General features: G+C 62.1%; 8 protein-coding genes. 5 read left to right on the forward strand and 3 right to left on the reverse strand.

Annotated elements, in window-relative coordinates; translation table 11 throughout:
- Positions 1-252: 252 nt before the first annotated feature.
- From J9611_RS10860 to J9611_RS10870, 3 genes are all read left to right on the forward strand, one after another.
- Positions 253-6,225, forward strand: coding sequence for a MalT transcriptional regulator family protein (locus J9611_RS10860; RefSeq protein ID WP_211880084.1), 5,973 nt, complete (start codon positions 253-255; stop codon positions 6,223-6,225).
- Positions 6,149-6,922 (forward strand): hypothetical protein, encoded by a 774-nt coding sequence (locus tag J9611_RS10865; protein WP_211880086.1) that lies wholly within the window; start codon positions 6,149-6,151, stop codon positions 6,920-6,922. The genes J9611_RS10860 and J9611_RS10865 overlap by 77 nt, the downstream gene beginning before the upstream one ends.
- A gap of 1,644 nt (positions 6,923-8,566) precedes the next feature.
- Positions 8,567-10,726: an amylo-alpha-1,6-glucosidase gene (locus tag J9611_RS10870; protein WP_211880089.1), complete on the forward strand. Its 2,160-nt coding sequence runs from the start codon at positions 8,567-8,569 to the stop codon at positions 10,724-10,726.
- Positions 10,727-10,849: 123 nt separating this feature from the next.
- Here the strand turns inward: J9611_RS10870 and J9611_RS10875 are convergent, their stop codons facing one another.
- From J9611_RS10875 to J9611_RS10885, 3 genes are all read right to left on the reverse strand, one after another.
- Positions 10,850-11,677, reverse strand: a complete 828-nt coding sequence (locus J9611_RS10875) for an IclR family transcriptional regulator (RefSeq protein ID WP_211880091.1) — start codon at positions 11,675-11,677, stop codon at positions 10,850-10,852.
- Between the two features lie 109 nt (positions 11,678-11,786).
- A complete protein-coding gene (locus J9611_RS10880) occupies positions 11,787-13,043 on the reverse strand; it encodes an aminopeptidase P family protein (protein ID WP_211880093.1) in 1,257 nt (418 codons plus the stop codon).
- 59 nt (positions 13,044-13,102) lie between these two features.
- On the reverse strand, positions 13,103-14,506 hold the full coding sequence (locus J9611_RS10885) for an MFS transporter (protein WP_211880095.1): 1,404 nt from the start codon (positions 14,504-14,506) through the stop codon (positions 13,103-13,105).
- Between the two features lie 226 nt (positions 14,507-14,732).
- On the opposite strand from J9611_RS10885, the gene glyA reads away from it, so the two are divergent.
- Both glyA and J9611_RS10895 read left to right on the forward strand, forming a co-directional pair.
- Positions 14,733-16,073 (forward strand): serine hydroxymethyltransferase, encoded by a 1,341-nt coding sequence (gene glyA / locus J9611_RS10890; protein ID WP_211880097.1) that lies wholly within the window; start codon positions 14,733-14,735, stop codon positions 16,071-16,073.
- Positions 16,070-17,290: a sarcosine oxidase subunit beta family protein gene (locus tag J9611_RS10895; protein WP_211880099.1), complete on the forward strand. Its 1,221-nt coding sequence runs from the start codon at positions 16,070-16,072 to the stop codon at positions 17,288-17,290. The genes glyA and J9611_RS10895 overlap by 4 nt, the downstream gene beginning before the upstream one ends.
- The last annotated feature ends 8 nt before the right edge of the window (positions 17,291-17,298 follow it).

The raw sequence follows: 17,298 nt of genomic DNA on the forward strand, positions 1-17,298 counted from the left end.
GACGGCGACCAGTTTCACTACTACTGGGCTGCGCAGCGATGTCTGGAGCTCCTCCGCCCCGGTACCAATACCGTGTCAATCGCGATAGAAGGCCCTTCCAGATACGAGCTCGAGGGCCAAGGCGCGGTGACCGCCGGAGCGCACGTCGTGGACGTCGCGGAGTACCTAATTTCGGAAGACCTCGCTGCCGGGGGACGGGTCATTTATCGGCAACTGAAGCACTCGACCGCTCGGGCACACGAGCCTTGGACTATGTCCGGTCTCAGCAAGACCCTCGAAGGCTTCGCTGCCCGTTTTAAGAAACTCCGCGCGCTTCAACCCTCACAGCACACATCGGCCACATTTGAATTTATTTCCAACCGGAGCGCACACACCCGAGTATTGCAGGCGCTCAACGACGTCGCATCAAGAAATCAAAATCCTGATGACCCCGACGAAGTCGCCCTCCTTCGTAGATACCTCGCCCTGGGCGACGCCGACTTGGAGGCTGAATTCTGTAGCGCATTCGTCGTCGACACCACCGCTCCTTCCCTCCTGCCGCTGATGGCAGATTTCGAACACGATGTTGCATCCTATCTGCCCGGAAGCGATCCCGAGGCCGTCCTCAAACTAAAAGAAGCCATCACCAAACGCGCCACAACCTTGGATAAGTCCACCATCACCAGAGCCGACGTACTCGTCGCTCTAGGAACAACCGAAGATGCATTTCTTCCAGCACTTTCACGGTTGCTAACCCCTGCGACGGTCTTCAGCAGGGCGCAGTACGCAGAGCTGGCCGAAAAGATCAGCGAGGCGCCCCAACCCGTCATAGTCCACGCTTCCGGCGGGGTCGGGAAATCTGTCTTTGCGCAGCAGCTTGGCAACTATCTTCCTCACGGCTCAGTCAAACTCACCTACGACTGCTATGGCCTGGGCGCCTACCGCAAATCCAGCGAGCTACGCCACGAACATCGCCAGGGGTTAGTCCAGATGGCTAATGAACTGGCAACTCTCGGGCTCTGCCAACCTCTGTTCCAGAGTGCCAGAGCGACCGCCAGCGATTACTCTCGCGCGTTTCTGGCTCGTGTCGGTACAGCCGCAAACCTTTTGGCCAAGACAACTTCCTCGGGCCTTCTCGTACTCGTCGTCGACGCGGCCGACAACGCAGTGATGGCCGCGGACGATTTCAACTCCGGACGCCCGTTTCCAGTCGATCTCCTGCGGGAAGACCTGCCGCCAAACGTTCGGCTGGTCATGCTGTGCCGGACGGAACGGATTCATCTGCTGAACCCTCCGTCCACCACAATCAAGCTGCCGATATCCGGCCTGAATGAAGAGGAGTCCAAGTCCCACCTCGAATTGAAGTTTGGCCCTGCCCCGGCGGTCGACGCCCAGGAATTCCACAAGCGGACCTCGGGAAATCCCCGAGTCCAGGCCCAAGTCCTGAGCGACGCCCAGACCATCGCGGACTCACTTTCGATCCTTGGCGAGCGTTACCTATCACCTGAATCCGCCTTTGAAGACCTTCTCGATAAATGGTTTGCCCACATTCGTGACGACGCCGGGCAGGACGCGGGAACCTTGGACCTAATGTCTCAAGTCCTCGCGACCCTACGTCCGCGCATACCGACATCGGTAATTGCTGCGCTCAGCGGAGCTTCCGTACCGCTCGTCGCGAGTTTTGTGAGCGACATAGGCAGGCCCTTATTGCTGCTGGGCGATGCTGTGCAATTCAGAGATGAACCAACTGAAACATGGTTCCGCAACAACTTCCGGGCGACTGGCGAAGCGCTCACCTCACTAGTCGCAGGGCTCCGCTTGCTGGCGGAAAAGAACGCCTATGCCGCAACCTCCCTTCCCCAATTGCTATGGGAGGCGGGAAGCTTCGAGGAACTCGTCAATCTCGCTCTCTCGGAGGAGGCTCTTCCAAATTCGAATGACATAGAACGCCAAGAGATCCAGCAGCAACGCGTGCAGTTTGCCCTGAAGGCCGCCCTTCGAACTGAACGGGCGCTAGAGGCAGCCAGACTCGCACTAAAAGCCGGCACCCTGGCAGCAGGCCATTCCCGCCGTCTCAAGCTGATCAGGGAGAACACCGATCTCGCAGGAGCGTTCCTAGATCCACAAACCATCGAGGACCTGGTGGCCAGCCGATCGCTAGGCTCAGGCTGGCCGGGGTCCAATCTGGCCTATGAGGGCGCTCTCATGTCGGTATCTGAGTCCAGCCGTCTCGATGCCCGCAACAGGCTAAGAAGTGCCTTCGAATGGATGTCTGGATGGAGCCGCCTCCCGTCTGACAGACAGCGAGACCACAGGATTGGCCATGAAGACATAGCCGAACTGGCTATGGGGCGGCTGAACGTCGATGGCCCTGAGGCCTGCGCCGAATTCCTGAGCCGATGGCGTCCACCCACGATTGCTTTTGACGTGGGGACATTGGTCGCAGACCGACTCATCGCCCGTGGCGAGCTCGTACGACTCAACGATCTGCTTAAAGCTTCGGGTTCCAGCAAGTATCTACAATTGGCGATCACAGCCCAGGCCGCTCGCCAGAATGCCCTGCTCGATAGGGACGCATCCCTAGTGGTTATGAAGACTCTCCGCCATCACCGAAACAAAATTGAGCTCAGCCAGAAATCGCGATGGGACCAGGAAGAAGACGGGCTCGCTGCCATCTGTGGCGCCATTGCTACCTGTCTCAGGCACGGCCTGATTTCAAAGGACAGAGCATCTGCAATCCTTTCCAAATACCTGCCGGCCGATCCACCCAGGGCGCTCGGTTCACGGTTTCATCAGTCTTCAGATCTCACACTCAAGGCTTGGGCAATGAGGACTTACCTGACGGGTGAAGCCCTGACAGATGCCCACCTTGCGGATCCCGAACTCCTTAAAGAACTGGAAGGAAAGAACCACGTCTCCACTCAGGAAGGACGCGGATATCGACAGAATATAGCTCCCCTGATCCCCTGGATGATGGCGTGGGCGCGAGTCTCCTGTGACCCCGGAGCCGACGCCAATGCTGAACTTCAGCAGCTCCTACGAACGCTGCCCAAACCGCAAAGGAGGGACGACGAGGAACCCAAGGTGTTCCTGAACGTGGCAGCTAAGTTATCTGCCTGGCTTCTCGGCCTGTCCACCAACTCAGCCGGCAGCCATAAGACGCTCCAAACCTGGTATGAGAGTGTCGCCACGGAGCTTTGGTGGCCAACAACTAATGCCGTGATCCGTCTAATGGCATCAATCCCCGAGATGGATCAGGTTGCGTTCTCACTAGGGCATTCAGCCCATGAGCAAATCGCGGCGACTCGGGAGGATGCCCAAGACCGAACTGACGCCTTGATCCAACTAACCCGGGCACTTCATTCCATAAGCCCGGAAGAGTCGCAGCACTACTTTGACGCAGCGTTGGCGCTTGCCGACAAGGCAGGTGACGAAATTAGAGACCGCTGGGATGCGATGTTGGCGGTCGTTCATCATGCGGGTCCAGGCGGAGACGATGACGAACGCGCGTACAAGGTGGCGCAGCTCGCTGAAGCAGTCGAGCCCTACATGGGTGATGGTTTCGGCTATCAAGAAACAATCAAAGCCGTTGCTGCCCTCAGTGCCCGTTCGTCTATCGCCATCGCATCCCGATGGCGAGACCGACGTTTTGGCGTGTTCTCAGAAGTTATTAGGGGACTCCTCGATCCAGAAGCGGGAGGGATGAAGCAAGCGCCCCTGCCATCTCTCGCGTTCGGCCCATTCCACGATCGAATTACAGTTTCACCTCTGGTCGAGCGCGCAGTCCTCTCCGAGAAGGAGTCGACCGACACAATTCTTGGCGTGGCGTTTGACCTCTGCAGAATGCGAGGAAATCGCCCTGAGCAGAACGAACAACTTGTTGCTGCAGCAAAGAGAAACGGCTTCCCTTGCGGCGAATACGAAGCTCCAAACGCCCAGTCGCCATCCGTGAACGCCTCACGGGACTGGTTTGGCGGAACTCTCAAAGACAAGGCAACTTTCGAGTCCGTTGAAGATTCCCTTGCTTCCCTGGACTTCACCTTGGCCGCAGACATGGACGCCGGGCGACAGATACTGCGATCCGTACCCTACGACCAACGTCATGCCCTTCTTCGCATGGCCTTCAAACAACCTCGTCGAAACTGGTCCAAGATCGCCAAGGCCTTCAGCGAAACTACCGGATTCAGCATCTCGGACTACGAGTCCTTCTTTGAATTCGCGGCACAGCTGGAATCCCTGCCAGCCGGCTTTCGCAACGCCTGCGGCGATCTTGCAAGGCATGCGACCGTCCGGTTCAGTGAAGAAATAGCCACACGACGATGGCAGGAGCTCCCGTGGGAGTCGATTGAAAGTGTTGCCGGGCTGGCGTCGCCTGTCCTGCTGAACCTGGCGTTCAAGGAGCTGGGCTCAAGAGGGGACTTTCTCGATTCGTCCGCCTGCTTCGCTCTGTTGGCCAAGCTAGTTCGCCAGTTATCGAAGGAAGACTCAAGATTAGTCCTGGACGACGCGATCGATCACATCCAATACCTCGTGGAGCCCCAAACAGCTGACGGGCCATGGACTGAAGGCCTTACCCCTCCAACTCCATTCAGTGAATGTATAGCCGGGTACGTCTGGGCGGCGCTAGGCGATCCCGACGAAGATATGCGCTGGCGGGCCGCGCATGTCGTCCGAATGCTCTGTGAACTGCAAGCGCATAGCGAACTCACCGCCCTTGCGAAATTTGCGGTATCAGGGCAAGCCGGTGCGTTCGTAGACAAAGGTCTCGTCTTCTACGCCGATGACGCACTCCTCTGGCTTGTGATGGCTCTCGACCGCGCAGCCACTACGGATGCAAGACAAGTCATGGATTTCGTCCCGTTGCTGTCTTACATCGTTGAAAGCGAGAGACCCCACATCCTGATACGAGACCGAGTCGATGCCATCGTCAAAAAGGTGCACGCAGAACAGTTGCCGGCTTTGGGCGTGCAGGACAGACAGCGCCTAGACCCGACAGGGACCCTCCGACCGGAACCATTAGTGCTCGAGTACCACGAGCGGACCCGCTCCAAGAGATCACGGTACGAGAAGAATGATGTCGGCTACGATTTTGACTTTGATTTCCGAGACTACTGGATAGCACCACTCGCAGACTGCTTTGGCCTTGACGCTCTGGACATCGAACAAAAGACGGCTGCAGTAATCCGGGAGCAGTGGGAGGGACAGTTCCAAGGAACGTTCGAGGAAGACGAACGTTGGATGCGAAAAATCTTCAGCCCCGGTGAGACTCACACCTATAAAGGGGAGCGTCCCAAAATACGGGACCTCAATTCTTATCTCTCCTTTCACTCCCTATTTGAGGTAGCGGGCGAGCTCGCTACGAGCCGGCCCGCGTACCAGGATCCGTCAAGTGACCGCGACGAATTTTTGTTGTGGCTTGAACCAAGCACCATGACCAGAACTGACGGCCGGTGGCTTTCGGACCGCCGCGATCCGGAGCCCAAAATGGCTGGTCCCGATTTCCCGACAACCGACAATCCAATTTGGCGGTGGAACGTAGCCCCTAGTGACTTCGTCCGCCATTTCACTCCGGACGAGAGCGGACTCTTCACGGTCTGGGAGGACTCATCCCGGGAGAACAGCCGCCGGCGGCAGGAAGTTACGGTCAGAACCGCACTGGTCGACCCTAGTCACTCGTTTGCTCTTATGGCTGCTCTTCAGACAGCAAGCAGCCCCCATGACTTCCGAATCCCGGCTGCTGGAGATGAGCTCGAGATTGACATGGCGGGGTACATGCTCCGGGGGTGGATCGAGGTCGACTCAGGAAGGAATGGAATCGACGAGGGGGATCCCTTTGGATCGGGAATGCGGTACCCACCCCCAAGGCCATCGGCACAGGTCCAGAAAGTACTCAATCTGAAACCTGATCCTGACATGCGGTTTTGGCTGCCGTCAGCCGCGCGGAGCGAGCCTGTGTTCGGCGTGTCGGCGTGGGACGATCTGCATCCGCAGGGGCATGGACGCAGCGTAGGCAGCCAAGGAGTTCGTGTACAAATAAGGCCGGAGTCCCTCGATGTCGTTCTCGACGAACTGAAGACGGATCTCATCGCCGAAGTCACCATTGATCGAAAAACGTTCGATTACTCTGGGAGACGGACGGATGTCGTCGAGCAAGGAATGGGCTATCTGGATGAGTACTTCAAGATATTTGTCTACCGACCCCGCTTCGGATGGGCCGAATTACGTCCAAACAGTCGCGCTTGGTAAGAAGCTTGCCGCAGGCCTCGAAAATACCGACACCCTCGGCCGATGGATGGCTCACTATGTGGCGGAACTTATAGCGGGGGTTGAGGCAGCCGAAAATTCAGATAAACGAGAGGCGCAAGACCGCTGTGCCCGCGAGATCCTAAACCTCTGGGCTCACCGCCGCGAATACCCGGGTAGCAATCGTCCCTTCGAAGGATTCGAACCGCTTCGCCGGGCATTGGAAAGACTCGACCCTGAGCAACCAGAATGGTCATTTTTCCGAAACTTCCGCGGTGCGGAGCCAACGATCGAAGATGCGACGAGCGACGTCAAGGCCCTTCTCACGGCTGCCTTGGAGCTTGAACGTGAGGCGGCCCGGACAACCCGAGCTTTGATCCAGAAAGCAGCCGCCCTGACAATCGGAGACGAAGCGGCGTGGTTTACTGCGGCCAGTCACATCATCGATGATGACAGTCAGTTCCTGGAGTCCTTGCTGCAGCAGCTCGACCTGGACCCAGGCGAACAACGAGAAGACGAGTCGCTATCTCCTGAGAATCACCTCGCCACAGCGGTCAAAGCCATCCAGAACGCCGCCAAGGATTGCCAAACCGCGCGAGAGATCCTTCAGCCGAATGGGAGGGCTCACTTTCGAGAGGTCACAAGGAGCTTCCCTGAAGAGGCCTCGATATATAGCGATGACGAGGGTGAGGAGTCCTAAGGCCGCCGTTTGGTGCTTGAGATTTTCGTGCAATTCCGTTGCAAGATCCTCTGGCGTGGCGGCGCTCGATAGCCACGATCTGTCCGCTGTCAGTTGATTTGGCAACGCCGACGTGGGGTTTGCCAACTTGAGTGAGACGGATCGTGCCGTTGCCGTGTCACTCGATCTGGCAGTTTCGTATGTGGCTCGGCGGTCGCGGGGCAGCTACCTGCCCCAGATCATCCAGGCTGGGTTCAGTGGCGTGCCGGAGCGGGATCCGGCACGCGTGCGGGAGGGGATTTCTCGATTTCCCGGGCGATGGTGAAACCCCGACAACCCCGCCGACAGTGCCCCGTCCAGCAACCCTTCACCGACGCGCGCCAGAACGCGAGCCGAATCCGTCAGATTCACCGGCAACGCCCTGAGACCACCACGACCCCTCACGCTGCCACATTAACTGACACCAACGCGCAGATCCCGCAGGCTGCAGGGTTGTGTCAAAAATGCCAACTCGACTGTCACTGGACATGTCCGGTCTCAATTTAGTTGGCCACGCTGACGTGGGAAAATGCCAACTAAATTGAGACAAAGCGGGTCTTGATCGTCTCAGTTTTGTTGGCCATTCCGTAACAGGGCGGGGCAGTCGGTTCGTCTCCGACGTTCTATCGCTGGCCGGGCTGCGATGCTTCAGGCCGCCAGAACACGCGTCTCGTTGGTCATGTTCGAATGCATCGGCTCATGCTGCCGAGCAGCATCATGGTGGCCACCTTGACTGAGACAAGCGCTCGAAGCCCGTAGATGGCCAACTAAATTGCGAAAGTGGCCAACTATGTTGAGACCGGACAACAAGGGCCGAACCATAAGTGATAGCTTACTGTCGTTTTTACCTTACATAATATCCATTATCGGTAGTTAACTATCAGTTGGGGGAGTCACTGCAGATGCCCGTTGCCTGTGGCTTGCCAGCGTTGTTGGCGAATTTCCAAACGATCTGGCGAATCCCGCCAGCGAGTTGGCGAATCGCCGGTGCAGATCGGTCACGAGGGCCGCGAATGCGACGCGTGGACCGCGGTCGCGGGCACGCCGACCAATCCTGAACGCCGCTGGAATCGAACTTTTCGCCAATTCCCGTGGCAACCCGAGCCGTTCGAGATCTGCTCTGACAGGCGCGTTATTCTGGTCAGCTGCCCCCACCGTTGCCCAACAAGGGTTCATAAGGATCCCCGCTTCCAAGGGTTCATAAGGATCCCCGCTTCGGCCACGCTCCTAGGCTCGCCAACTGGGTTGTCATTCTCGCCAACTAGGCTGGCAAGCCACATTGCCCGTGGCTGGAGATATGCGCGACTGGGTTGCCAAGGTACTAACGAGGGCGTTGTTGCGCTCCTGACGTCGTCGCCTGACCGGTCCGGGTGCACGGCTTCTGCAACGATCTCTTACGTCAGAGACCCTGAGGGTCCGACGAATTGCCGATCCGTAGCTCGTCCTGCCGCCACGCCGAAGCCCGGGTCTGCCGGTACCTCCACCAGAGGGGTTTTCGACGAGTCGAAAGCTCTGGCGTCGGGGAGTAAGCGAGAGTAGCGTCGGTTGGAGAATTTGAGGGCGATGGGCAGCAGCGTGGCCTGAGGGGCCAGGGCGTGCTGGTGGTGGTTTCTTGAAGGAGCCGGGATGGCTGGATGGAATGCTGACACGGCGGCCGGGCCCCTGGGGGCCGGGACGGTCACGTTGGTTGAGGGATCGTCGTTTTGCATCTCCTTGCCGAACGGGGACATCCATCCCGAGCATCCCCATGGTCTTTTCGTCCTCGACACCCGCATCCTCTCGGGCTGGAGCCTGACCGTTAACGGCCAGCCGCTGGAGCCCCTCGCCGCGGAGACGAAGGAGCCGTACCGGGCGCTGTTTGCCGGCCGCGTTCCCCGCGCGGACGGGTATGCGGACAGCCCGCTGATCGTGGAGCGGCTGCGCGAAGTGGGGGCCGGCATCCAGGAGCAGGTCACCGTCCGCAATTACTCCCTGAAGCCGGCCGAATGCGTGATCTCCCTGAAGATTGAGGCGGATTTCGCGGATCTTTTCGAGGTGAAGGAAGCACGGATCCAGCGGCGCTGGGACGAAACCCGACACGCGGAGGCCGGGGCGCTGACCATCCGGGCGCGCTGGCAGGAGGTCCGGAAGGGCGTCGTGATCCAGGCCCCCGGAGCAGACATTTCGCCGGAGGCCCTCACGTACCGGGTGTCCGTCGCGCCGCACGGCCACTGGAGCACGGTCCTGACCGTGATGCCCGGCGTCGGGGAAGCCCTCCCCGAAGCGCCATTCGGCCAATCTGGCGGGGAGGGATTGTCCCCGCGGGACCGGCGCCGGCAGGAATGGGTGGCCAGGATCCCGGTGCTGCAGATGGGAAACCGGTCCATCGAACGGACCCTGCGGCGCAGCTACGACGACCTGGGCGCCCTCCGCATCGAGGACCCGGATCATCCGGAACGTGTGGTGGTCGCCGCGGGCGCGCCGTGGTTCATGACCCTGTTCGGCCGGGACTCGCTCTGGGCCTCGGAAATGGCACTGCCGGTGGACCCCTCGCTGGCCCTGGGCACGCTGCAGACGCTGGCGGACCGCCAGGGCACCGTGGTGGATCCGATGACGGAGGAGGAACCGGGCAAGATCCTGCACGAGGTCAGGCTCGATGTCTCCAGCGGCCTGGCCCTGGGCGGCAAGTCCGCCTACTACGGCAGCGTCGACGCCACCCCGCTGTTCGTGGACGTGCTCGGGGCAGTCAGCCGCTGGGGATTCGCCAAGGACACCATCGCCGCGCTGCTGCCCCACGCGGACCGGGCGCTGGCGTGGATCCGGGACTACGGGGACAAGGACGGCGACGGGTTCGTCGAGTACGAGCGCCTCAACGACCGGGGGCTGATCAACCAGGGCTGGAAGGACTCCTGGGACGGGATCAACTTCGCCGACGGCCGGCTGGCCGAGCCGCCGATCGCGCTCTGCGAGGTGCAGGCCTACGTCTACGCCGCGTACCTGGCCCGCGCCTGGATGGCGTACGACGCCGGCGACACGGCTCTCGCGGACGAGCTCGCCGACCGCGCGGCGCAGCTGAAGAAACACTTCAACGAGCAGTTCTGGATGCCAGACCGCGGATACTACGCCATCGCCCTGGACCGCCACAAACGGCAGGTCGACGCGTGCGCGTCCAACATGGGCCACTGCCTGTGGCTGGGCCTCATGGATGAGGACAAGGCCCCGCAGGTGGCCGAACGGCTGATGTCCCCGGAAATGTTCAGCGGCTGGGGCGTGCGGACCCTGGCGGCCGACATGGGCGCCTACAATCCCGCCAGCTACCACAACGGCTCCGTCTGGCCGCACGACAACGCGATCATCGCGGCCGGCCTGCTGCGCTACGGCTTTGTGGCGGAGGCACAGCGGATCTCCACGGCGCTGCTGGAGGCGGCCGAGTACTCCGGCGGCCGGCTGCCGGAGCTGTTCTGCGGCTTCAGCCGGGACCAGTTCGCGGCACCCGTGCCCTATCCGACGGCCTGCTCGCCGCAGGCCTGGGCTGCGACCACACCGATCCTCCTGGTGACGAGCCTGATGCGCTACGACACCCATGTTTCCCGCGGCAGCCTCTGGATGGACCCCGTACTCCCGGAATCCTATGGCGACCTGCACATCACCAACGCGCCCATGGCCGGCGGCCGGATCACCATCGACATCGCCAATTCCGTCCCGACCGTCCAGGGGCTGCCCGAAGGGATGGTGTTCCACCGCGGGCACCGGCCGTGGATTACGGAACTCGTGGAGCAGGCGGCCCGCCGCCCAACGGCTCAATAACGGGCACAGCCGGGCAGGCTACCTTCCGGTTGATTCTTTCTCGGCGCTGCAGAGGGCCGCCTGGGCGACGACGGAGGCGGCCCGGGGGTTGGCTCCGTCAAAGAAGACAATGGTTCGGCAAATCTAGATTTGGCTGCGGTTTTCGGTGCTCGCGGGCGGACGTCCGCCCAGGCGTGTGGTGACCCGGTGTGCCGCGGCTGCGCATGCTTCGCCCAGGCTTTGCAGTCTTTCCCTTGAGACGCGGAACCGGGGGGCCGGGATCAGGACGGCGGCCACGACGTCGCCGCGGTGATCATAGACGGGTGCTGCCACGCCCACTTCGTCGATGGAGGATTCGCCGTAGTTGATGGCCCAGCCCCGGCGCGACACGTCCTTGAGCCTGATCTGGTAGGCCTCGACGCTTGTGTCGTCCAGTCCCGGATAGGTGATGGCTCCGCTGCGGAGCAGGGCATTGACGCGTTCGGCGGTTTGGGCTGCGAGGAAGACCTGCACGGAGGAGCTCATGGCGTCCTTGTAGCGCGCGCCGAGCGGGGTGGTGTGTCTGATCTGGTGATGGCTGGCGATCTGTTCCACGCACATCGATTCGGTGCCGTTCCACACCATGAGGGCGCTCGTCTCTCCTGTCTGTTCGGCAAGTTCACGCAGGACCGGATACGCCACGCGCCGTTCTTCCAGTTCGGCCAGCAGCGGCCCGGCGACGGCGATCAGCCCCAGGCCCAGGCGGAAACGGCGCGTTTCCGGGTCCCGTTCCACCAGGTGTTCCTGTTCGAAGGTGGACAGGATCCGGGACACGGTGCTTTTGTGCAGGCCGACCCGGTTGGCGATCTCGGTGACGCCGAGCAGCGGCTCGTCCGCGGTGAAGGTCCGCAGGACGGCGATGGCGTTGACGATGACGGAGGTGCCCTTGGTGTCGCCGTTTCCGTGGGTGTCAGGAGATTCTGCTGGAGTCATGATGAGACCATCATTCCGTATGAGAGCCGAAAAGCGGCGCCACGTCCGACGCGGCGCCGCTTCCTTGCGGGCTATGGCTTGCGGGCCAGGCCTTGCGGGTCAGGGACGCTCAGGCGCCCACGATGTTGTGTTCGGGCCCGAAGGGGAATTTGGTGATGTTTTCGGCTCCGTCATCCCCGACGACGAGGATGTCGTGCTCGCGGTAGCCGCCGGCGCCGGGCGCACCGTCCAGGACGGTGATCATGGGTTCCATGGAGACGACCATGCCGGGCTCCAGCACTGTGTCGATGTCCTCGCGGAGTTCCAGTCCGGCTTCCCGGCCATAGTAGTGGCTCAGGACGCCGAAGGAGTGCCCGTAGCCGAAGGTCCGGTTCGCCAGCAGCCCGTGGCTGACGTAGATCTCGTTCAGCTCAGCGGCGATGTCCTTGCAGACAGCGCCGGGCTTGATGAGCTCGAGGCCCCGCTTATGGACCTCCACGTTGATGTTCCACAGCTCCAGGGAGCGGGCATCCGGTTCGCCGTAGAACAGGGTCCGTTCCAGGGCGGTGTAGTAGCCGGAGGTCATCGGGAAGCAGTTCAGCGACAGGATGTCGTGTTCCTGAATCTTCCGGGTGGTGGCCCAGTTGTGGGCGCCGTCGGTGTTGATGCCGGACTGGAACCAGACCCAGGTGTCGCGGATTTCGGAGTCCGGGAAGGTCCGCGCGATTTCGTGGACCATCGCCTCGGTGCCGATCAGGGCGACCTCGTACTCGGTGATGCCGGCGGTGATGGCGTTGCGGATGGCTTCGCCGCCCAGGTCACCGATGCGGGCCCCGTGCTTGATGACCTCGATCTCTTCGGCCGACTTGATCATCCGCTGGCGCATGGCTGCCTGGGCCACGTCGACCAGGGTGGCCGATTCGAAGGCCGCCTGGATCTTGTTCCGGTTGTCCAGCGGCAGTGAGTCGTCTTCGACGCCGAGCCGGCGGACGGAAATGCCGCGGGTGCGCAGGGCCTCCTGGATGGCGAAGATGTAGTTGTCCCGGCGCCAGTCCGTGTAGACCACGTTGTCCCCGTAGCTGCGCCGCCAAGGCATGCCGGCGTCGATGTTGGCCGTGACGGTCACGGTGTCGTCACTCGTGACGACCATGGCGTAGGAACGGCCGAAGTAGGTGAAGAGGAAGTCGGAGTAGTACTTGATGGAGTGGTAGCTGGTCAGGACGACGGCGTCCAGGTTCTTCGCCGCCATGATCGACCGCAGGCCGGCGAGCCGGCGCTCAAACTCGGCGGTGGAGAAAGTCAGCTTTTCCTTCTGCCCGTTGTGGAGGACCTTCAGGCGCTCCAGTTCGGCGATGGAGGTGGCGTTCTCGGATGCTGTGGTGGTCATTGTGGTGATGCCTTTCTTTGGTGCGGTTCCGTAGATGAAGAATTTTGGAGCAGGCCGGACTATTCGTGGCTCAGTGGTTCCTTGCTGGTTTCCCGGGAGAGGGCGACGGCGATCAGGGAGATGATCGCTGCGCCGACCAGGTACCAGGCCGGAGCCAGATTGTTGGCGGTGGCGGCGATCAGCAGGGTGGCCATGAACGGGGCCGTGCCGCCGAAGAGCGCGTTGGAGAGGTTGAAGCTGACCGCGAAGCCGCTGTAGCGGACACGGGTCGGGAACATTTCCGCCAGGAAGCTCGGCAGCGTGCCGTCATTGAGGGTGAGCATGGCGCCCAGCAGGATCTGGACGAGGACGATCACCAGGAAGTTCCCGGTACCCAGCAGCGCGAACGCGGGCACCGTCAGCACGATGAAGGTGATGGATGCGCTGATGAGCACCTTCTTGCGGCCGTAGCGGTCCGAAAGCATTCCGGTCAGGAAGATGAATCCGATGTACGTCACCAGGGCGATGGTGGTGGCCAGGAAGGATTCGGTTGCGCCGAGGCCCAGTTCCGAGGACAGGTAGGTGGGCATGTAGCTGAGGATCACGTAGAAACCGACGGCGTTGAGCAGCACGGCTCCGACGGCCTGCAGCAGTTGCCGCCAGTGGTTCCGGAACAGTGCGCTGACCGGCGCCTTGATGGCCTCGCCCTCGGCTGCCAGTTCGCGGAACACCGGGGTGTCTTCGAGCTTGGTCCGGATGTAGCGTCCGATCAGTCCCATCGGGGCGGCCAGCAGGAATGGCAGGCGCCAACCCCAGCTTTGCATTGCCTCGGAACTGAGCAGGACTGTCAGCAGGCCCGCGAGCAGGGAGCCCAGGAGCAGGCCGGCGGCGGTGCTGGCGGGAACGACCGCGGCGTACAGGCCGCGCTTGTTGGCGGGCGCGTACTCCACCAGGAAGGCCGATGCTCCGGCGTATTCGCCGGAGGCGGAGAAGCCCTGCGCGACCCGGACGACCAGAAGCAGGATCGGGGCCCAGATGCCGATCGTGTTGAATCCCGGGATCAGTGCGATGCAGAAGGTCGCCCCGGACATGATCAGGATTGACAGGGAAAGTGCGGTCCGGCGCCCGACCTTGTCGCCGATGTGGCCCCAGACGAAACCGCCGAGCGGCCGCACCATGAACGATATTGCGAACAGGGCGAACGTCAGCAGCAGCCCGGTCTGGGGATTGGATTCGGGGAAGAAGACCACGGCAATCGTTGCGGCCAGATAGCCGTAAACGGCGTAGTCAAACCATTCGACGAAGTTGCCGATGAAGCTGGCGGCGATGACTCTGCGCCGGGTGTCCTTGCTGACGGCCGGGTTTCCGGCGCCGGGATCGGCCCCGCCGGGTGTCGTGGTCTGTGCGGCAGCGGAGTCCGGAGTTCCCCCCGATTTCTTGTCCGGAATGGTTGCCGCTGCCGCTGGGTTTGGTTCGTTACTCATATGTCCACCAATGAAATATGGGTTGCATTGAACGCAACGCTGTTGCATCAGATTATGCGTGAGCCGGAACACAGTCAAGGGTTTACAGGCCCGACCAAAAGAATTTTTTTACATCGGCTGACGGCAACAAGGTGATTGACGTAACACTGCGCGCGTCTTAGAGTTGCATTCAACGCAACAGTGTTGCACTCCTGAATCAGTTTTCCTTGAACCGAAAGAGGTCGCCATGACGGGCACCCTGAATGAGTCCCTGGCCAGCGTCGACGCTGAAGTCCAGCGGGCCATCGACCACGAACTGGAACGCCAGCAGTCCACCTTGGAGATGATCGCGTCCGAGAATTTCGCCCCGGCTTCGGTCATGGAGGCGCAGGGCTCCGTGCTGACCAACAAGTACGCGGAGGGCTACCCGGGCAAGCGGTACTACGGCGGCTGCGAGCACGTGGATGTGATCGAACAGCTCGCCATCGACCGGGTCAAGGCACTTTTTGGTGCCGAGGCCGCCAACGTGCAGCCGCACTCCGGCGCCCAGGCCAACGCCGCGGCGATGTTTGCGCTGCTGGAACCGGGCGACACGATCATGGGGCTTTCCCTGGCCCATGGCGGCCACCTGACCCACGGCATGCGCATCAACTTCTCCGGCAAGCTGTACAACGTGGTCCCGTACCACGTGCGCGAATCGGACATGACCGTGGACATGGCCGAGGTGGAGGCGCTGGCGCTGGAACACCGGCCCAGGCTGATCGTGGCCGGCTGGTCCGCCTACTCCCGGCAGCTGGATTTCGCGGAGTTCCGCCGGATCGCCGATCTGGTGGGCGCCTACCTCATGGTGGACATGGCGCACTTCGCCGGACTCGTCGCGGCCGGGCTGCACCCGAATCCGGTTCCGTACGCCGACGTCGTCACCACCACCACGCACAAGACCCTGGGCGGCCCGCGCGGCGGCGTCATCCTCAGCAAGGAGGAGTACGCCCGCAAGATCAATTCCGCGGTGTTCCCGGGCCAGCAGGGCGGTCCGCTGGAACACGTGATCGCTGCAAAGGCCGTGTCCTTCAAGATCGCGGCCTCCCCTGAATTCAAGGAACGCCAGGAGCGCACGCTGGCCGGCGCCCGGACCCTGGCGTCCCGGCTCCTGCGCGACGACGTCGCGGCGGCAGGCATCTCGGTGGTCAATGGCGGCACCGATGTCCACCTGGTCCTGGTGGACCTGCGCAACTCCGAACTGGACGGCCAGCAGGCCGAAGACCGGCTGCACCGGATCGGCATCACCGTGAACCGGAACGCGGTCCCGTTTGACCCGCGTCCGCCGATGGTGTCCTCGGGCCTGCGGATCGGAACCCCGGCCCTGGCCACCCGCGGCTTTGGTGCTGCGGAGTTCACCGAGGTGGCCGACATCATCGCCTCGGCGCTCATCGCACCGGCCACCAACAACGAGCTTAGCGACGAAACCGCCGGTGAACTCCGCGGGCGGGTCAGCGCCCTGGCAGCAAAATTCCCCCTCTACCCCCACCTTGGCAGCAAGGCAGCGGCCCACGGGCTTGAGGCAGAACTGATTGGAGCAGCACAGTGACGACGGAACATCTGCCGGAGCACCCGGACTTCCTGTGGCGCAATCCGGACCCGAAGAAGTCCTACGACGCCGTGATCGTCGGCGGCGGCGGCCACGGCCTCGCCACTGCCTACTACCTGGCCAAGAACCATGGCATGACCAACATCGCCATCCTGGAAAAAGGCTGGCTCGCCGGCGGCAACATGGCCCGGAACACCACCATCATCCGCTCCAACTACCTCTGGGACGAGAGCGCGGCGATCTACGAGCACGCCCTGAAGCTGTGGGAGATCCTGCCTGAAGAACTGGAATACGACTTCCTGTTCAGCCAGCGCGGGGTCATGAACCTTGCCCACACCCTGGGCGATGTCCGCGAAAGCATGCGCCGGGTCGGAGCCAACCAGCTCAACGGCGTCGACGCCGAGTGGCTGGACCCCGCCCAGGTCAAGGAACTCTGCCCCATCCTGAACACCAGCGACAACATCCGCTACCCCGTCATGGGCGCCACCTACCAGCCGCGCGCCGGCATCGCCAAGCACGACCACGTCGCCTGGGCCTTCGCCCGCAAGTGCGACGAACTCGGCGTGGACATCATCCAGAACTGCGAAGTCACCGGCTTCGTCAAGGACGGCAACCGCGTGGTGGGCGTCAAGACCAGCCGCGGCACCATCAACACCGAAAAGGTCGGTCTCTGCGCTGCCGGACACAGCAGCGTCCTGGCCGAAATGGCCGGCTTCCGCCTGCCGATCCAGTCCCACCCGCTCCAGGCGCTGGTGTCCGAACTGCACGAACCCGTCCACCCCACGGTGGTCATGTCCAACCACGTCCACGTCTACGTCTCCCAGGCGCACAAGGGCGAACTGGTCATGGGCGCCGGCGTGGACTCCTACAACGGCTACGGACAGCGCGGCTCCTTCCACGTCATCGAGGAGCAGATGGCAGCCGCCGTCGAGCTCTTCCCGATCTTCGCCCGGGCCCACGTGCTCCGGACCTGGGGCGGGATCGTGGACACCACCATGGACGCCTCCCCGATCGTGGGCACCACCCCGGTGGAGAACATGTTCGTCAACTGCGGCTGGGGCACCGGCGGGTTCAAGGGCACCCCGGCTGCCGGCCTGACGTTCGCGCACACCATCGCCACCGGTGCCCCGCACCGGCTCAACAAGCCCTTCGCACTGGAACGCTTCGAAACCGGTGCCCTGATCGACGAACACGGCGCCGCCGCCGTGGCCCACTAGAAAGAGGT

It is taken from the genome of Pseudarthrobacter albicanus, from assembly GCF_018224015.1.
Taxonomy (GTDB): domain Bacteria; phylum Actinomycetota; class Actinomycetes; order Actinomycetales; family Micrococcaceae; genus Arthrobacter; species Arthrobacter albicanus.